The following is a 15,616-nucleotide window of genomic DNA, read 5'->3' on the forward strand; positions in this document are numbered from 1 at the left end:
AGCACAATCCCATGACTTACAGGCGGCAGTCGGCCTTGCCGAATCGCTCGGTGGTGATGGGGCGGTTGCTCTGGATCTCGCTGAACTCATAGCGCAGCACCGCACCGCTGGCCAGCAGCTTGCGAAAGCCCGGATTGCTGCACACGCTGTTGGTCAGCTGGGCGCGGACGGTATCGGGGTTGCCGCGCATCTGCGAGGCGTGGGAGGGGCGAACGCTGAGGTGATTGATCAGCTCGTTGCCTTCGACGGTGTAGCCACGGTCGAGAATGTCTTCGTTGATGGCGCGCGGCGTGCCGGCGCTGCTTTCCTTGGCCACATTTTCCAGGGTTTTGGTGAGCTCGTAATCCTTGAGCGACGCAGCATGAGCGGCTGGCAGGAGCAGGCTGGCGAGGAGAACGGATAGGGCGATACGCTGCATGGGCAGACTCCTGAAGGCAGTGAGCGGTAATAGACCGGGCTCTTCTGGTTATGTTCGTTCTGGCGAATCAAGTCGGCAGCCGGTGATCGATGTTACCAAGCTTGTCGCCGCTGCGGCGTGCGTATTGAGCGGCACCGTGCGGCCAGCACTTGGTAAACTAGTCGTCCCTCCTGCCAGCGATTCTGCCAGTCATGTATTCCCCTGCTTTTCATCACGTGATCTCCAGCAAGCCGGGCGTGCGCCCATGAGCCACGCTGTCCACGCTTTACGTGCCGCGCGCCTGGCCCGTAGCGTCAAACCGTTCCTGGCCCGGGGCTCTCGTGCGGCGCGTTGCTCACGGTGTCGGCTGGCCAGCAGCCACTGCCTGTGCGCGTGGAAGCCGCAGGTTCCGGCGCGTGCGGGTGTGTGCCTGGTGATGCACGATGTCGAGGCGCTGAAACCGAGCAATACAGGCTGGCTGATCGCCGACGTGGTGGCCGATACCTCGGCCTTCGGCTGGTCGCGAACCGAGGTCGACCCGGCGTTGCCGACCTTGCTCGATGACGAGCAGTGGCAGCCCTATCTGGTATTTCCTGTCGAATACGCCGAGCCCGAGCGGGTGGTGACCTCCGTGCAGCCGGCGGCCGGCAAGCGACCGCTGTTCGTGCTGCTCGATGCCACCTGGACGCAGGCGCGCAAGATGTTTCGCAAGAGCCCTTATCTGGACGGCCTGCCGGTTCTGAGCCTGCAGCCGGAGACGCTGTCGCGCTATCGGTTACGGCGCTCCAAGCGCGACGATCACCTGTGCACTGCCGAGGTCGCGGCCATGTGCCTGGAGTTGGCCGATGACGAGCGCGCTGCCGATGCCCTGAACGCCTATCTGGACGTATTCAGCGAGCATTACCTGGCCTCCAAGGCGCCCCGCGCCGTGAACCTCGACGACGACCTGCACGCGCGCCTCAAGCCGTTTCTTTGATGCTTGCCGGCTTTGGCCATAGCTGGGCGAGCAGCATGCCGGCGAACATCAGCGCGCAGCCGACGTAGCCGCGCGAGGAAAGCGACTCGCCCAGCAGCAATGCCCCGGCGATGGCTGCGAACACAGCCTCCAGGGACAGAATGATCGCCGCATGGGAGGCAATCGCATGCTTCTGGGCGACGACCTGCAAGGTAAAGCCCAACGCCACGCCAAAGATGCCGCCGTAGAGAATCGCGGGCAGCGCCTGGGTGATCTCGGCGCCGGGCAGCCGTTCGAAGATCAGGGCCAGGGCAAGGCTGATCACCGCGCAGGTGATGAACTGCACCAGGGCCAGGACCAGCGCATCGTGGCGGGCGGCGAAAACCCCCACCAGCAGCACGTGAATGCCCCACACTAAGGCGCCGGCTAGTTGCAGCAGGTCGCCTGAAGCGACTTGGAAGCCTTCACCGACGCTGAGCAGGAACATGCCGAGCACTGCCAGCGAAGCGCCCAGCCAGATGCCCAGCCCGGTCTTGTGGCCCAGCAGCAGGCCGAGCAGGGGCACCACGATGACATAGAGGCCGGTGATGAAGCCCGAGTTGGTGACGCTGGTGAACAGCAGGCCAACCTGCTGCAGGTTGATGCCCAGCGCCAGCACCGCACCCATCAGGCTGCCGCCAAGCAGCACCGGGCGGCTGATGGGCGAGGCCGGTTGAGCGCTGCGGTGACGCAGCAGCATGATCACCGGCAGCAGCACCACCACCGCCAGGGCGAATCGCAGGCCGCTGTACAGGAACGGCCCGATGGCATCCATTCCCAGCCGCTGGGCGACGAAAGACGAGCCCCAGATCATCGCGGTGACCAGCATCAGCAGGTCGGCGCGCAGCGCGTGGTTGGGCATGGTGGTGAGCTCCCTGCAAAAAGGGCGCAGACTTTGCCGCAAAGCGCTGCGCTTGACCACCCCGCCTGCGCTCGGCATGCTGGTGGGCGCCGTACGTCACGCTGTCAGGCAGATGGGGCCTGCAGCACGGTATGCCTATAAAAAGAACAGGATCTGCCATGGTCGCTTACGAAATCCTGATAGCTGATGATCATCCGCTGTTTCGCAGCGCGCTGCAGCAAGCCCTGACGATGGGCCTCGGCTCCGGCGTGCGCTTGGTGGAAGTCGCCAGCATCGCCGAGCTGGAAGCCCGGCTGGCCGAAAAGACCGATTGGGATCTGGTCCTTCTCGACCTCAACATGCCCGGTGCCTACGGGTTCTCCGGGCTGGTGTTGCTACGTGGCCAGTACCCGCAGATTCCGGTGGTGATGATTTCCGCCCAGGAAGACGCGGCGGTGGTGGTGCGTTCCCGTGAGTTCGGCGCCAGCGGTTTCATTCCCAAATCCAGCTCCCTCGAAGTGATCCAGCAGGCCGTGCGCCAGGTGCTGGAAGGCGAAGTCTGGTGGCCGCCGCAAAGTGAGGAGGCGATCAGCCTGTCCAGCGAGGCCAAGGCCGCCAGTGCCGGCCTTGCCAGCCTCACGCCGCAGCAGTTCCGGGTGCTGACCATGGTCTGCGAAGGTCTGCTGAACAAGCAGATCGCCTACGAGCTGAGCGTTTCCGAAGCGACGGTGAAGGCCCATGTGACGGCTATTTTCCGCAAGCTCGGGGTGCGCACCCGAACCCAGGCAGCGCTGTTGTTGCAGCAATTGGAATCGGTGCCGGCCGCCTGATGCGTTTGTGGCGCATTTCACGAGATTTTCACGGTGCGCTCGCGTACCCTGCGCGCCTTTCTCTGCCATAGCTCATTGCCCATGTCGCCGTTCAAAGGACAAACCGGTTTAAAGCGTATTCTCAATGCCGCGGGCTATTCGCTCGATGGCCTGCGTGCGGCCTTCACGGGCGAAGCGGCATTTCGCCAGTTGGTGCTACTCAACGTGGTGCTGATTCCCGTTGCGCTGCTGCTCGATGTCAGCCGCGTCGAGCGCGCGCTGATGATTGCCGTGTGCCTGCTGGCGCTGATCGTCGAACTGCTCAATTCGGCGGTCGAAGCGGCCATCGACCGCATTTCCCTGGACCTGCATCCACTGTCCAAAACCGCCAAGGACATGGGCAGCGCTGCGCAGTTGGTGTCCCTGACGCTGATCGCCAGCGTATGGGCGCTGATCCTGCTCGGCTAGCGGCTAGCGCACCGCTGGCAGCACGATCTCGTCGCTACGGCGGATGCCGGCGGTCAGCGCCCGGCACATGTCGAGAAATTCACGCATGGCGGCGGTCTGGTATTTCTGTCGGTGCCAGATGAAATAGAACTGCCGGCGCAGATCCAGATCCGGCGTTTCCACGGGAACCAGGCTGCCACGGCGAAAGGCATCGCGCAGCGCCAGTCGTGAAATGCAACTGATGCCCAGGCCCGACTCCACCGCACGCTTGATCGCCTCGGTATGTTCCAGTTCGAGGCGTACGTTGAGCGCGTCGGAATGGTGGCGCATGGCCTGATCGAAGGTCAGCCGGGTACCTGAGCCCTGTTCGCGCAGGATCCAGTCCTCGCCGCTCAATTCGCGGATGCCCGCATGCCCGCGTTTGGCCAGCGGATGCTGCGGCGCGCAGAACACCACCAGCTCATCCTCGACCCAGCTCTGTACCTCGATGTCCGGGTGATTGCAGTCACCCTCGATTAGACCCAGGTCAATTTCATAGTGAGCCACCTGCTGCACGATATGTGCGGTGTTCTGCACGTGGAGTTTCACTTGGCTCTCCGGATGCACTTTCATGAAACCGCCGATCAGCAGGGTGGCTAGGTAGTTGCCGATGGTCAGCGTGGCGCCGACGGCCAGCGAGCCGAAGCCTGATTTGCCGTTGAGCAGGTCTTCGATTTCCTTGGCCTGGTCGAGAAGGGCGACCGCCTGGGGCAGCAACTGGCGGCCCAGGGCGTTGAGGCTCAGGCGTTTACCGGCGCGGTCGAACAGCTGGCAGCTGGATTGCCGTTCCAGCTCGCTGATCGAGGTGCTAGCCGCCGATTGCGACAGGGCCAGTTGGGAGGCGGCCTTGGAGACGCTTTCCTGCTGGGCGACGGCGACGAATACCTGGAGTTGACGTAGCGTAAATCGCATATCTATATAACCGATAACCCATATCTTGATAATTCATTTAACAGATATTCTGGCCGCGATTAGAATGCCGCGCAATTGCGCTCAAGAATCAGCGCGCCCGACGTTTTCAGGAGCCCCCGTACATGAGCAACATGAACCACGAACGCGTTCTGAGTGTTCACCACTGGAATGACACGCTGTTCAGCTTCAAGTGCACCCGCGACCCGGGTCTGCGCTTCGAGAATGGCCAGTTCGTGATGATCGGCCTGCAACAGGAAAGTGGCCGTCCGCTCATGCGCGCCTACTCCATCGCCAGCCCGAACTGGGAAGAGCACCTGGAGTTCTTCAGCATCAAGGTGCCTGATGGCCCGCTGACCTCCCAGTTGCAGCACCTCAAGGAAGGTGACGAAGTCATCATCAGCAAGAAGCCTACCGGCACGCTGGTGCTCGACGACCTCAATCCGGGCAAGCACCTGTACCTGCTCAGCACCGGTACCGGCCTGGCGCCTTTCATGAGCGTGATTCAGGATCCGGAAACCTACGAGCGTTTCGAGAAGGTGATCCTGGTTCACGGTGTGCGCTACGTCAATGAAGTGGCCTACCGCGAATTCATTACCGAGCACCTGCCGCAGAACGAGTTCTTCGGCGATGCGCTGAAGGAAAAGCTGATCTATTACCCCACCGTGACCCGCGAGCCGTTCGAGAACCAGGGTCGTCTGACCGACCTGATGCGCAGCGGCAAGCTGTTCGCGGACATCGGCCTGCCGCCGATCAACCCCCAGGACGACCGCGCGATGATCTGCGGCAGCCCGAGCATGCTCGACGAGACCAGCGAAGTGCTCGACAGCTTCGGCCTGAAGATTTCGCCGCGCATGCGTGAGCCGGGTGACTACCTGATCGAGCGCGCCTTCGTCGAGAAGTGATCTGTTGAGCAGCTGCGCGTCGGCCCTGCTGCGTTGAAAACTGACTCAAAATGCTCATGTACAAAAGTACACTCCGCTTTTTCGCCAGTTTTCGCCTTGCATGGCTCTAGCTCGCAAGCTCCCTGAGTCATTAGTAGAAAAACCGGAGTGCCCTTAAGGCTCTCCGGTTTTTTATGCCCAGAGCGCAGGCATAAAAACGGGAGCCTTGGCTCCCGTCTTTCGTTGCAGTCGACGATTATTCGTCCATCTGCGACTGCAGGTAATTCTGCAGACCAACAGCCTGGATCAGGCTAAGTTGGGTTTCCAGCCAGTCGATATGTTCTTCCTCGGATTCGAGGATGTCCTCGAGCAGTTCACGGCTGGCGTAGTCGCCGACGCTTTCGCAGTAGGCGATGGCCTCTTTCAGGTCGATGTGCGCCTTGTGCTCGATCTTCAGGTCGCACTCGAGCATTTCCTGAGTGTTCTCGCCGATCAGGATCTTGCCCAGGTCCTGCAGGTTCGGCAGGCCCTCCAGGAACAGGATGCGTTTGATGAGCTTGTCAGCGTGCTTCATCTCGTCGATGGATTCGTGGTACTCGTGCTTGCCGAGTTTGGTCAGGCCCCAGTCTTCGTACATACGGGCATGCAGGAAGTACTGGTTGATCGCGACCAGCTCGTTGCCGAGGATCTTGTTCAAGTGCTGGATGACTTTCTTGTCGCCTTTCATGCGCGTGCCCACCGAAATTGAGTAACCGATGGCGAATTCTGGGCTTGCCAAATACGGCTGTCAAACGTAAGTTATTGAAATATAAGTGAAAATAAATATAAATGAGAGTGGTTAAGTTGTGCGTCTTGGCGCTAACTCATTGAATTTCAGGCATAAAAAAACCGGATGCGAGATCCGGTTCTTCAAAAAACGTGCGTTCAAGCCGCAACAAAATTTCCTGGGTAGGCCATTACTACCTGGCTTTGTTGCACTTCACTCAGGGTTTCGCGCACCACCTGCTTGGCCAGACACGCACATTTGCCACACTGACTGGCAACGCCCAGCGTTTCACGGACTTCACGGTAGCTGCAGCAACCTTCGTAGATTGCTTCGCGGATCTGACCGTCGGTGACACCTTCGCAGAGGCAGACGTACATAGGCTTGGCCCGTCGCTTGGCTGAGACTGATGGCGAAAGATACTAATGTTAATGAGAATGCGTGTCAAAGATAAAACCGCTCTTGATTGGCGCCTTTGGATAGGCGGTCGTGCGTGACCCCACGCAACTAGTTCTACTCGGCCGGCGGGGCGAGCTGCAGCCAATAAAAAACCGGCCTGAAGCCGGTTCTTATTGAAGGCGGGGCTGCGATCAGGCGATCTGCGTGCACAGCCCTTCTTCGAGGCCGAGCATGATGTTCAGGTTCTGCACGGCAGCGCCCGAGGCACCTTTGCCCAGGTTGTCGAGCTTGGCCACCAACAGCGCCTGCTGACCGCTGCCCGCACCGAATACCTGCAGCTCGGCGCGGTTGCTGCCGCTCAGGCCGTGAGGCGTGATGAACGGTGCGGTGTCCGCGGCAATCTCGTTGTACGGCTGCACCTGCACGAACTGCTCGCCCTGGTAGTAGGCTGCCAACGCCTGGTGCAGCTCTGCGCCGTTGCTGCCTTGCAGCGGGATCATCACCAGCATGCCTTGGTCGTAGCTGCCGACCGCCGGCTGGAAGATCGGGCGTGCGTTCAGGCCGCTCCAGTGCTGGATTTCCGGGATGTGCTTGTGATCGAAGCCCAGGCCGTAGGCGGCGTAGACCGGCGCGCCTTCGCCCTCGTAACGCTCGACCATCTTGGTGCCGCCGCCGGTGTAGCCGGATACCGCGTTGATGCACAGCTCGCGATCGGCGCCGAGCAGGCCGGCCTCGATCAGCGGGCGCAGCAGCAGAATGGCACCGGTGGCGTAGCAACCCGGGTTGCTGACGGCGCGAGCGTTGGCGATCGCTTCACGCTGACCCTTGGCCAGTTCGGCCATACCGAATACCCAGTCGCTGGCGGTGCGGTGGGCGGAGCTGGCGTCCAGCACGCGGCAGCCGACTTCGCGGGCCTGGGCCGCGGTTTCTTTTGCGGCGTCGTCAGGCAGGCACAGCACGGTGACGTCGACCGAGCGCATCAGTGCGAGCTTGGCGTCGACGTCGCGGCGCTTGTCGTGGTCGATGGTGACCACGTCGATCTGCGGGTGATTGGCCAAGCGTTGGCGAATCTGCAGGCCCGTGGTGCCGGCCTGCCCATCGATGAAGATCTGGTATTTTTTCATGGCATTCACTCGTCGAAGTCTTCCCAGCCGCCCATTTCCTTCCAGCGGTTGACGATGCCGCAGAACAGCTCGGCAGTCTTCTCGGTGTCATAGCGGGCGGAATGGGCTTCGCGACCGTCGAACTCGATGCCGGCGGCCTGGCAGGCCTTGGCCAGCACGGTTTGCCCGTAAGCGAGGCCGGCGAGGCTGGCGGTATCGAAGCTGGAGAAGGGGTGGAAAGGATTGCGCTTGAGGTCGCAGCGGGCGACCGCGGCATTCAGGAAGCCGAGGTCGAAGCTGCTGTTGTGGCCGACCAGGATCGCGCGTTTGCAGCCAGTGGCCTTCAGGGACTTGCGCAGGCCACGGAAGATCTCGGTCAGGGCATGCTCTTCGCTGACCGCCATGCGCAGCGGGTGGTCGAGCTTGATGCCGGTGAAATCCAGGGCTGCCTGTTCGATGTTGGCGCCCTCGAAGGGTTCGACCCGGAAGAAGTGGGTGTGATCCGGATACAGGAAACCGCCTTCGTCCATGCCGATGGTAGTGGCGGCGATTTCCAGCAGGGCGTCGGTAGCACTGTTGAAGCCCCCGGTCTCGACGTCCACGACCACCGGCAGGTAGCCACGAAAGCGCGCGGCCATCGGGTGGCGCGGCCCGCTGCTGGTCGGCAGGTCCTGATCGTCTTCGTACAGTTCTTCACTCATTGGCCGGCCTCCAGCAGGCGCCAGCGCAGTGTTTCGCCGGCGCGCAGGGGGATGACGGTCTGCTCGCCGAACGGCAGGCTGGCCGGGGCGGTCCAGGCTTCGCGCACCAGGGTGATGGTGTCGGTGTTGCGCGGCAGGCCGTAGAAATCCGGGCCGAAGTGGCTGGCGAAACCTTCCAGCTTGTCCAGCGCGCCGCGCTCCTCGAACGCTTCGGCGTACAGCTCGATGGCGGCGTAGGCCGTGTAGCAACCGGCACAACCGCAGGCGTTTTCCTTGGCGTGTTTGGCATGGGGTGCCGAGTCGGTACCCAGGAAGAATTTCGGGCTGCCGCTGGTGGCGGCGTCGAGCAGCGCCTGCTGGTGGGTGTTGCGCTTGAGGATCGGCAGGCAGTAGAAGTGCGGGCGAATGCCGCCCACCAGCATGTGGTTGCGGTTGTACAGCAGGTGCTGGGGGGTGATGGTCGCCCCGACGTTGGCTGGCGCCTCTTTGACGAACTGCGCAGCATCGGCGGTGGTGATGTGCTCGAACACCACCTTGAGCGTCGGGAAGCGCTCGACGACGCGACACAGGTGTTCGTCGATGAACGCTTTCTCGCGGTCGAAAACGTCGATTTCCGAGCGCGTCACCTCGCCGTGTACCAGCAGCGGCAAGCCGGTTTCCGCCAGGGCTTCCAGGGCGCCACTGATGTTGTCCAGGCTGGTGACGCCGGAGTCGGAGTTGGTCGTCGCGCCCGCCGGGTACATCTTCGCCGCATATACGTAGCCGCTGGCCTTGGCGGCACGGATATCGTCGCCCGTGGTGCGGTCGGTGAGGTAGAGCACCATCAGCGGTTCGAACGGGCTGCCGGCTGGCCGTGCGGCGAGAATGCGCTGGCGATACTCGCCCGCCTCGACGGCGTTGCGCACCGGCGGAACCAGATTGGGCATGATGATCGCGCGAGCGAAGGTGCGGGCCACATCACCCACGGTGTGCGGCAGTACGGCGCCGTCGCGCAGGTGAATGTGCCAGTCGTCAGGACGCAGCAGGGTGATGCGGTCGGTCATTGAGGCTTCCAGGCGGGGCGAAAACATGCCCGGAATGCTACCGGAAAAGGGCGACGGGGGCACGCCGCAGATAGGTAGGGTCCGTTGCCGTTTCAACGCGAGCCGCGTTGCCGCGAGAAATCTCGCCAGGCCGGGCGGCGATCCGCTAGGCGGAGGGCGCAGGAATGGATTAGCTGTCCGCGTTTTCCCTTGGCAAGTCCTCCAGCGACGCGTGGCGAGATTTCTCGCACAACCCAGGCGGCCCCACCCGAGGGGCCGTGCGTGAAACGGCAACAGACCCTAGGCTGCGCACTCAAGTTTTCCCGGTGGCCACCGATACCCAGAGGGTAAGTGGTCGTTTTTCCCGGAGCTCGCTGTGCGTCAGCCTCTTTTCCTACTCATCGGATTGATCGTCAGTGCTGGCGCGAGCCTGCCTGCCATGGCGATCAGCTTCCAGACCCGGCTGGAAAAGGTCGAGTGGCAAGTGGCCGGTGACAAGTTCGAATGCCGCCTCAGCCAGCCGATCACCGATTTCGGTGCCGGGGAGTTCGTGCGGCGCGCCGGCGAGCAGGCCACCTTCCGCCTGCAGGCTCGGGAGCGCTGGCTGGGCAGCGGCTCGGCCACCTTGCTGGCCGCCGCGGCACCCTGGCAACCGGGGCGCGGCGATATCAACCTGGGCGCGGTGAGCGTGCGCAGTGGCGAGGTGCCTTTCAACAGCAGCCAGGAGCAGGCCGGGCGGCTGCTTACTGGTTTGCTGGAAGGGCGTAGCCCGCTGGTGCGTCACCGCACCTCGATGGGCGGTGAAAGCCTGGAAGTGCGGCTGCTGCCCGTGCGGTTTCGCAAGGCCTACGATGACTACCTCGATTGCACCGCCAAGCTTCTGCCGGTCAACTTCGACCAGGTGCGCCAGTCAAACATCGGCTTTCCCGGCGGCGGCACCGAACTCGATGCCATGGCCAAGGCCCGGCTGGAAATCATCCTCGACTTCATGAAGGCCGACCCCACGGTCAATCGCATCGAGCTGGACGGGCATTCCGACAACAGTGGCAACCGCCTGACCAACCGCGATCTGTCCCGCCGCCGCGCTCTGGCAGTGATGGAGTATCTCAAGGCCCAGGGCGTGCCCGAGGAGCGCATCATCATGCGTTTCCACGGTGAGCGTTATCCGCTGGTGCCCAACAACAGCGTCGCCAATCGGGACAAGAATCGTCGCGTGTCCGTGCGGCTGGACAAGGTGCCGGATGCGCCGGTGCAGCCCACCGAGCAGGCCATTCCGGCGGCGCCACCGGTACCGGCAACGCCTGCTGCCACCTCCTGAGCCTGTCGCCTCGACGCCATCGCCTGTCGCACCCCTGTAAATCATGGCCCATGGCAAGTAGAATCACGGGCTTTCGAACAACCTCGTGGAGTGGATGGCATGGCGGACGTCAAAAAGGTAGTTCTGGCCTATTCCGGTGGCCTGGACACCTCGGTGATCCTCAAGTGGCTGCAAGATACCTATAACTGTGAAGTGGTGACCTTCACCGCCGATCTCGGCCAGGGCGAAGAGGTCGAGCCGGCCCGCGCCAAGGCCCAGGCCATGGGCGTCAAGGAAATCTACATCGACGACCTGCGCGAAGAATTCGTGCGTGATTTCGTGTTCCCGATGTTCCGCGCCAACACCATCTACGAAGGCGAGTACCTGCTCGGTACCTCCATCGCTCGCCCGCTGATCGCCAAGCGCCTGATCGAAATCGCCAACGAGACCGGCGCCGACGCCATCTCCCACGGCGCCACCGGCAAGGGCAACGACCAGGTGCGTTTCGAACTCGGCGCCTACGCGCTCAAGCCAGGCGTGAAAGTCATCGCCCCGTGGCGCGAGTGGGATCTGCTGTCGCGCGAGAAGCTGATGGACTATGCCGAGAAGCACGCCATTCCGATCGAGCGTCACGGCAAGAAGAAGTCGCCGTACTCCATGGATGCCAACCTGCTGCACATCTCCTATGAAGGTGGCGTGCTGGAAGACACCTGGACCGAGCACGAAGAAGACATGTGGCGTTGGACCAAGTCGCCGGAAGCGGCGCCGGACACCCCGACCTACATCGAGCTGACCTACCGCAACGGCGACATCGTCGCCATCGACGGTAAGGAACTGAGCCCGGCCACCGTGCTGGCTGAGCTGAACCGCATCGGCGGCGAGAACGGCATCGGCCGTCTGGACATCGTCGAGAACCGTTTCGTTGGCATGAAGTCCCGCGGCTGCTACGAAACCCCCGGCGGCACCATCATGCTCAAGGCCCACCGTGCCATCGAGTCGATCACCCTAGACCGCGAAGTCGCTCACCTCAAAGACGAGCTGATGCCGAAATACGCCAGCCTGATCTACAACGGTTTCTGGTGGAGCCCGGAGCGTCTGATGCTGCAACAGATGATCGACGCTTCCCAGGCCAACGTGAATGGTGTGGTGCGCCTGAAGCTGTACAAGGGCAACGTCGTCGTCGTCGGCCGCAAGTCCGACGATTCGCTGTTCGATGCCAATATCGCCACCTTCGAAGAAGACGGCGGCGCGTACAACCAGGCCGATGCGGCGGGCTTCATCAAGCTCAACGCACTGCGCCTGCGCATCGCCGCTGGCAAGGATCGCAAGCTGCTGTAAGCGCTGCGTCCCCGCCAACAGCGCTGCCCCGCATTCGCCGGGGCGGCGCTGGGCGATTTCTGTTTCCACCTGTCCACAACCGATTCTTCCTGCGCTCTCGGCGTGCAGCCGCAGGGGCGATGAGCTGTGGGCGTAATGAATGTGGGGCGGTGGGAGCACCGGCCAAACGTGCGTCTGGCCGGTGAGGGGAGCGTCAGGCTTTGCGGGCCAACGGCTGTTGGTCGAACTCGACGCCGGCCAGGCCGCTCTTCATCAGAGCGCGGATGTTGCCATGGTCACTGCCTTCGGGCGTGGCCAGCACGCTGCGGTAGTGTTCGCCAAAGCACAGCAGGGCTTCCTGATCGGTCAGGCCTTCGAGCAGGGCCAGGCCCAGCGTCTTGCACGAGCCTTCGTTCTGGCCGGCTGCGTTGCTCACTGCGCCGTTGCGAAAGGCGCTGGGCTGGTAGTCGTAGTGCTCGGCGATGAAGGCCAGGGTTTCGGCGAAGGCGAAATGCTCGGCGCTCAGACGTGCGCGGAAGTCGTTCAGATGGCTCATGCGGTTCCTTTCGGGTTCTTGGCGTTGAAGGCAGCCTGTTGCTCGGGGCTGGCTTCGGTCTGGTACTTGGCTTTCCACTCGGCGTAGGGCATGCCGTAGACCTCTTCGCGGGCCTGGTCCGGGGTGATGGCGATATCCAGATCGTCGGCTGCGGCCTTGTACCATTTGGACAGGCAGTTGCGGCAGAAGCCGGCCAGGTTCATCAGGTCGATGTTCTGCACGTCCGGGCGTTCACGCAGGTGCTGAACCAGGCGGCGATAGGCGGCAGCTTCCAGTTCGAGGCGTTGTTGGTCGTTCATGGCGATGCTCTCTCCGGGAGGGATGGCGGCGATGATAGAAGCCGGCAGGCCGCTCGGCAACCGGGCGGCCGATGGCTCAGCGGTGCCCGGCGAGGGTGATCGATACCGACTCGGCGAAGCGCAGTGCGTGGGGCTTGTCGACCTCCACTTCAGCGTAGCGCACGGCCTCGTGGGTCATCACCAGGTCGAGAATCTCCTGGGTCAGCCGCTCCAGCAGGGCGAAGCGGTTGCCTTCCACGTGAGCGATTATGGCCTTGGTGATGGTGCGGTAGTTGAGGGCGTGCTCGATGTCGTTGTCACGCACCGCATCGATGGCGGGGTAGAGGATGGTCAGGTTGATCAACACGTCCTGCTTGTTGTTGATCTCCTCTTCCTTGATGCCGATGAAGGTGCGCAGGCGCAGGTCCTTGACGCGGATGCGCGCCATGCCGGGTTCGAGTCTGGGCATGCTTACTTGCTCCGTCCGATCAGTTGCAGGAATTCATGACGGGTATTGTAGGACTCACGGAAGGCGCCGAGCATCACCGAGGTGCTCATCACCGAATTCTGCTTCTCCACACCGCGCATCATCATGCACATGTGCTGCGCCTCGATCACCACGGCCACGCCGGCGGCCTGGGTGACTTCCTCGATGGCATTGGCGATCTGCCGGGTGAGGTTTTCCTGGATCTGCAGGCGGCGCGCGTACATGTCGACGATGCGCGCGATCTTCGACAGACCGAGCACCTTGCCGGTGGGAATGTAGGCCACGTGCGCCTTGCCGATGAAGGGCAGCAGGTGGTGCTCGCACAACGAGTAGAGTTCGACGTCCTTGACGATCACCATCTCGTCGCTGTCGGAGCTGAACAGCGCGCCGTTGACGACTTCCGCCAGGCTTTTTTCATAGCCGTTGCACAGGTACTGCATGGCTTTGGCAGCGCGCTTGGGGGTGTCGAGCAGTCCTTCGCGCTCGGGGTCTTCGCCGAGGCCGAGGAGGATTTCGCGGTAGTGGTTGGGCAGTAATGGGTTCATCGTCAGGGTCCTCGCGGCGCCTCACTTGAGGTGGCGGCCGCCGTTCACGGTCAGGGTGGTGCCGGTGATGTATGGGGTATCCAGCAGGTAGCGCAGGCTCCGGTAGATCACCTGGGGGCCGGGTTCGAAGCCCAGGGCGGATTTGCTCAGGGCCTTGGCGCGGTATTGGGCGTCGTCGTCTTCGTTGAACATCAGCAGCGCGGGGGCGATGCCGTTGACCTTGATGGCTGGCGCGAAGCGCGCGGCGAACGACAGGGTCAGGCTGTCCAGACCAGCCTTGCTGGCGCAGTACGCCGGCCGGTTGGCGGAGCCCTTGCGCACCACGTCATCGCTAATATGGACGATATCCGCCTGCTCGCTGCGCTGCAGCAGTTCGGCGCAGTGCAGGTTGATCAGGTAGGGCGCCAGCATGTGTACGGTGAACAGCTGAGCGAAGGCGGCGGCTTCCTCGCCCGGCGCTTCGGCGAACCAGGCCGAGGCGTTGTGGACGATCGCGCGCAGGCTGTCCGTCTGGCTTTTCAGATTTTCGATGAAGGCCAGGATGCTGGCTTCGTCGCGGAAGTCGGCCTGCAGGGTCAGCGCGCCGCGCTCGCGCAAGCGCTGCAGGGCAGGCTTTTCACTGCGAAAGGTCACGATCACCGGATGGCCGTCGTCGAGCAGGCGCTCGGCACAATGCAGGCCGACTCGCTGGCTGGCGCCGGTGATCAGGATCGGGGCGTTGCTGACGCTCATGGGAGGTTGGCCAAGAGTGGACGAAAGGCACAGCCGACAGGTGTCGGCAGCCTGGTTGTACAACGTTATAGCAGCCGTACAACCTGTACAACCCTTCGCACTCTGTGGGAAAGCCAGGCGCCACTACCGCCGGCAGTGGCGCCTCTGGTTTAGCTGCTGGTGGTCGGGCTCGCCCTGCGTGGCAATGCCGCGCTGCGGGTGCCTTGCAGCCAGGTGGCGAGCAAACGGGTTACCAGCGGGATGAACAGGTAGGTCATCAACGGCGTCAGGGCCAGGGTGCTGAGCAGCACGCGGGTGACTAATGGCACGTCGGCTAGCAGGTTGCCGAACAGCAGGTTGAAGCATAGCGACACCGGGAAGAAGGCCAGCCAGATGGCGATGGTCTGTTTCCAGCGCGGCGGTTGGCGCAGGCCCGTGCCGAACCAGGCATCCAGGCCCAGGGCACGGTGCTCATGGGGTTGGGCGAACAGGCCCTTGCCACGCTCCAGCCAGGCTCGACGCGAAGCGGAGTGCTCCCAGGTGGCCATGGTGTGCTCGTCGGTGAAGCGGAAGATCATCTGGAACTCGTCGTCGCCCGGTGGCGGGGCGAGAACGCCGGAACCCAGATAACCGGGAAAGTCGGTAGCCAGTTGCTCGCCTTCGCGCAGCCAGGCGATGAAATCGTGATAGCGCTCGCCAGCGACGCGGCGCGCCACCATCAGGGTGACCGGTTCGGTAGACATCGTGTATCTCCTGCTGAGCACATGGCCAGGGTAAGGCCAGGCGATAGGCGCGGTTCGGGGTGGTGAGCCGCGTCGTGATTGCAGCAAGGATTATTCCTATTTCCGGCAAATTAGCTAGCCCACTTCTATGCCGAATCGACAAAAGTGGCCAGGTGCCGCCATCTACAAGGACAGCCGATATTCTGCCGTTCGTCGGCGGATGCCGCTCGCGCCGTTTGGCTTGCGGATATTCACCTCAACTTTGCACCGGCTTGTGCAGTCTGGATTCGTTATGGAGCACGCAAGCCGGGTTCTTATCACCTGTACAGGGCTTGTACAAGTAACGTCAATGGCGGCCCGAGCTGGAGTAGACTTGTGAAATTCTGACCTCTGCA

General features: G+C 62.6%; 20 protein-coding genes. 6 read left to right on the forward strand and 14 right to left on the reverse strand.

Features of this window, described 5'->3' with window-relative positions:
• Positions 1–16: 16 nt before the first annotated feature.
• Positions 17–418: a quorum-sensing-regulated virulence factor family protein gene (locus BVH01_RS23655; RefSeq protein WP_075932673.1), complete on the reverse strand. Its 402-nt coding sequence runs from the start codon at positions 416–418 to the stop codon at positions 17–19.
• Between the two features lie 244 nt (positions 419–662).
• Here BVH01_RS23655 and BVH01_RS23660 point away from each other — a divergent pair, with 244 nt between their 5' ends.
• On the forward strand, positions 663–1,373 hold the full coding sequence (locus BVH01_RS23660; RefSeq protein ID WP_075932674.1) for a tRNA-uridine aminocarboxypropyltransferase: 711 nt from the start codon (positions 663–665) through the stop codon (positions 1,371–1,373).
• Here the strand turns inward: BVH01_RS23660 and BVH01_RS23665 are convergent.
• Positions 1,357–2,253 (reverse strand): DMT family transporter, encoded by an 897-nt coding sequence (locus BVH01_RS23665; RefSeq protein ID WP_075932675.1) that lies wholly within the window; start codon positions 2,251–2,253, stop codon positions 1,357–1,359. The two genes, BVH01_RS23660 and BVH01_RS23665, sit on opposite strands and share 17 nt — an antisense overlap.
• 158 nt (positions 2,254–2,411) lie before the next feature.
• Between BVH01_RS23665 and erdR the strand changes: the two genes are divergently transcribed.
• Positions 2,412–3,062, forward strand: a complete 651-nt coding sequence (erdR, locus tag BVH01_RS23670; RefSeq protein WP_075932676.1) for a response regulator transcription factor ErdR — start codon at positions 2,412–2,414, stop codon at positions 3,060–3,062.
• Positions 3,063–3,137: 75 nt separating this feature from the next.
• Positions 3,138–3,509 carry a diacylglycerol kinase gene (locus BVH01_RS23675; RefSeq protein WP_177344627.1) on the forward strand — a complete coding sequence of 124 codons (372 nt, stop codon included), beginning with the start codon at positions 3,138–3,140 and terminating at the stop codon, positions 3,507–3,509.
• Between the two features lie 3 nt (positions 3,510–3,512).
• Here BVH01_RS23675 and BVH01_RS23680 read toward each other — a convergent pair whose 3' ends face one another.
• The gene (locus BVH01_RS23680) at positions 3,513–4,439 is read right to left on the reverse strand and encodes a LysR family transcriptional regulator (protein WP_075932678.1); all 927 of its coding nucleotides are present in this window, start codon (positions 4,437–4,439) and stop codon (positions 3,513–3,515) included.
• A gap of 122 nt (positions 4,440–4,561) precedes the next feature.
• Here BVH01_RS23680 and fpr point away from each other — a divergent pair, with 122 nt between their 5' ends.
• Complete coding sequence (fpr, locus tag BVH01_RS23685; protein ID WP_075932679.1) at positions 4,562–5,341, forward strand: ferredoxin-NADP reductase; 780 nt, start codon at positions 4,562–4,564, stop codon at positions 5,339–5,341.
• 235 nt (positions 5,342–5,576) lie between these two features.
• Here the strand turns inward: fpr and bfr are convergent, their stop codons facing one another.
• From bfr to pyrC, 5 genes are all read right to left on the reverse strand, one after another.
• Complete coding sequence (gene bfr / locus BVH01_RS23690) at positions 5,577–6,047, reverse strand: bacterioferritin (RefSeq protein WP_075932680.1); 471 nt, start codon at positions 6,045–6,047, stop codon at positions 5,577–5,579.
• Between the two features lie 197 nt (positions 6,048–6,244).
• Positions 6,245–6,463 (reverse strand): bacterioferritin-associated ferredoxin, encoded by a 219-nt coding sequence (locus BVH01_RS23695; RefSeq protein WP_075932681.1) that lies wholly within the window; start codon positions 6,461–6,463, stop codon positions 6,245–6,247.
• Between the two features lie 210 nt (positions 6,464–6,673).
• Positions 6,674–7,606, reverse strand: coding sequence for an N-acetyl-gamma-glutamyl-phosphate reductase (argC, locus tag BVH01_RS23700; protein WP_075932682.1), 933 nt, complete (start codon positions 7,604–7,606; stop codon positions 6,674–6,676).
• A 5-nt stretch (positions 7,607–7,611) separates the two neighbouring features.
• A complete protein-coding gene (rnt, locus tag BVH01_RS23705; RefSeq protein ID WP_075932683.1) occupies positions 7,612–8,286 on the reverse strand; it encodes a ribonuclease T in 675 nt (224 codons plus the stop codon).
• The gene (gene pyrC, locus BVH01_RS23710) at positions 8,283–9,329 is read right to left on the reverse strand and encodes a dihydroorotase (protein ID WP_075932684.1); all 1,047 of its coding nucleotides are present in this window, start codon (positions 9,327–9,329) and stop codon (positions 8,283–8,285) included. The genes rnt and pyrC overlap by 4 nt, the downstream gene beginning before the upstream one ends.
• A gap of 418 nt (positions 9,330–9,747) precedes the next feature.
• Here pyrC and BVH01_RS23715 point away from each other — a divergent pair, with 418 nt between their 5' ends.
• Positions 9,748–10,626, forward strand: coding sequence for an OmpA family protein (locus BVH01_RS23715; protein WP_218189127.1), 879 nt, complete (start codon positions 9,748–9,750; stop codon positions 10,624–10,626).
• A 99-nt stretch (positions 10,627–10,725) separates the two neighbouring features.
• Positions 10,726–11,943: an argininosuccinate synthase gene (locus tag BVH01_RS23720; protein ID WP_075932686.1), complete on the forward strand. Its 1,218-nt coding sequence runs from the start codon at positions 10,726–10,728 to the stop codon at positions 11,941–11,943.
• A 193-nt stretch (positions 11,944–12,136) separates the two neighbouring features.
• On the opposite strand, the gene BVH01_RS23725 is transcribed toward BVH01_RS23720, so the two are convergent.
• The 6 genes from BVH01_RS23725 to BVH01_RS23750 form a co-directional block, all read right to left on the reverse strand.
• Positions 12,137–12,478 carry a HopJ type III effector protein gene (locus tag BVH01_RS23725; RefSeq protein ID WP_075932687.1) on the reverse strand — a complete coding sequence of 114 codons (342 nt, stop codon included), beginning with the start codon at positions 12,476–12,478 and terminating at the stop codon, positions 12,137–12,139.
• Positions 12,475–12,777, reverse strand: coding sequence for a DUF1244 domain-containing protein (locus tag BVH01_RS23730; RefSeq protein WP_075932688.1), 303 nt, complete (start codon positions 12,775–12,777; stop codon positions 12,475–12,477). Before BVH01_RS23730 ends, BVH01_RS23725 begins: the two co-directional genes overlap by 4 nt.
• 76 nt (positions 12,778–12,853) lie before the next feature.
• Positions 12,854–13,225, reverse strand: coding sequence for a dihydroneopterin triphosphate 2'-epimerase (gene folX, locus BVH01_RS23735; protein WP_075932689.1), 372 nt, complete (start codon positions 13,223–13,225; stop codon positions 12,854–12,856).
• A 2-nt stretch (positions 13,226–13,227) separates the two neighbouring features.
• On the reverse strand, positions 13,228–13,788 hold the full coding sequence (folE, locus tag BVH01_RS23740) for a GTP cyclohydrolase I FolE (protein WP_075932690.1): 561 nt from the start codon (positions 13,786–13,788) through the stop codon (positions 13,228–13,230).
• A 21-nt stretch (positions 13,789–13,809) separates the two neighbouring features.
• On the reverse strand, positions 13,810–14,520 hold the full coding sequence (gene folM / locus BVH01_RS23745; protein WP_075932691.1) for a dihydromonapterin reductase: 711 nt from the start codon (positions 14,518–14,520) through the stop codon (positions 13,810–13,812).
• A 149-nt stretch (positions 14,521–14,669) separates the two neighbouring features.
• Positions 14,670–15,242 carry an antibiotic biosynthesis monooxygenase gene (locus tag BVH01_RS23750; RefSeq protein ID WP_075932692.1) on the reverse strand — a complete coding sequence of 191 codons (573 nt, stop codon included), beginning with the start codon at positions 15,240–15,242 and terminating at the stop codon, positions 14,670–14,672.
• Between the last annotated feature and the right edge of the window lie 374 nt (positions 15,243–15,616).

The sequence above is a fragment of the Pseudomonas sp. PA1(2017) genome, from assembly GCF_001945375.1.
Classification (GTDB): domain Bacteria; phylum Pseudomonadota; class Gammaproteobacteria; order Pseudomonadales; family Pseudomonadaceae; genus Aquipseudomonas.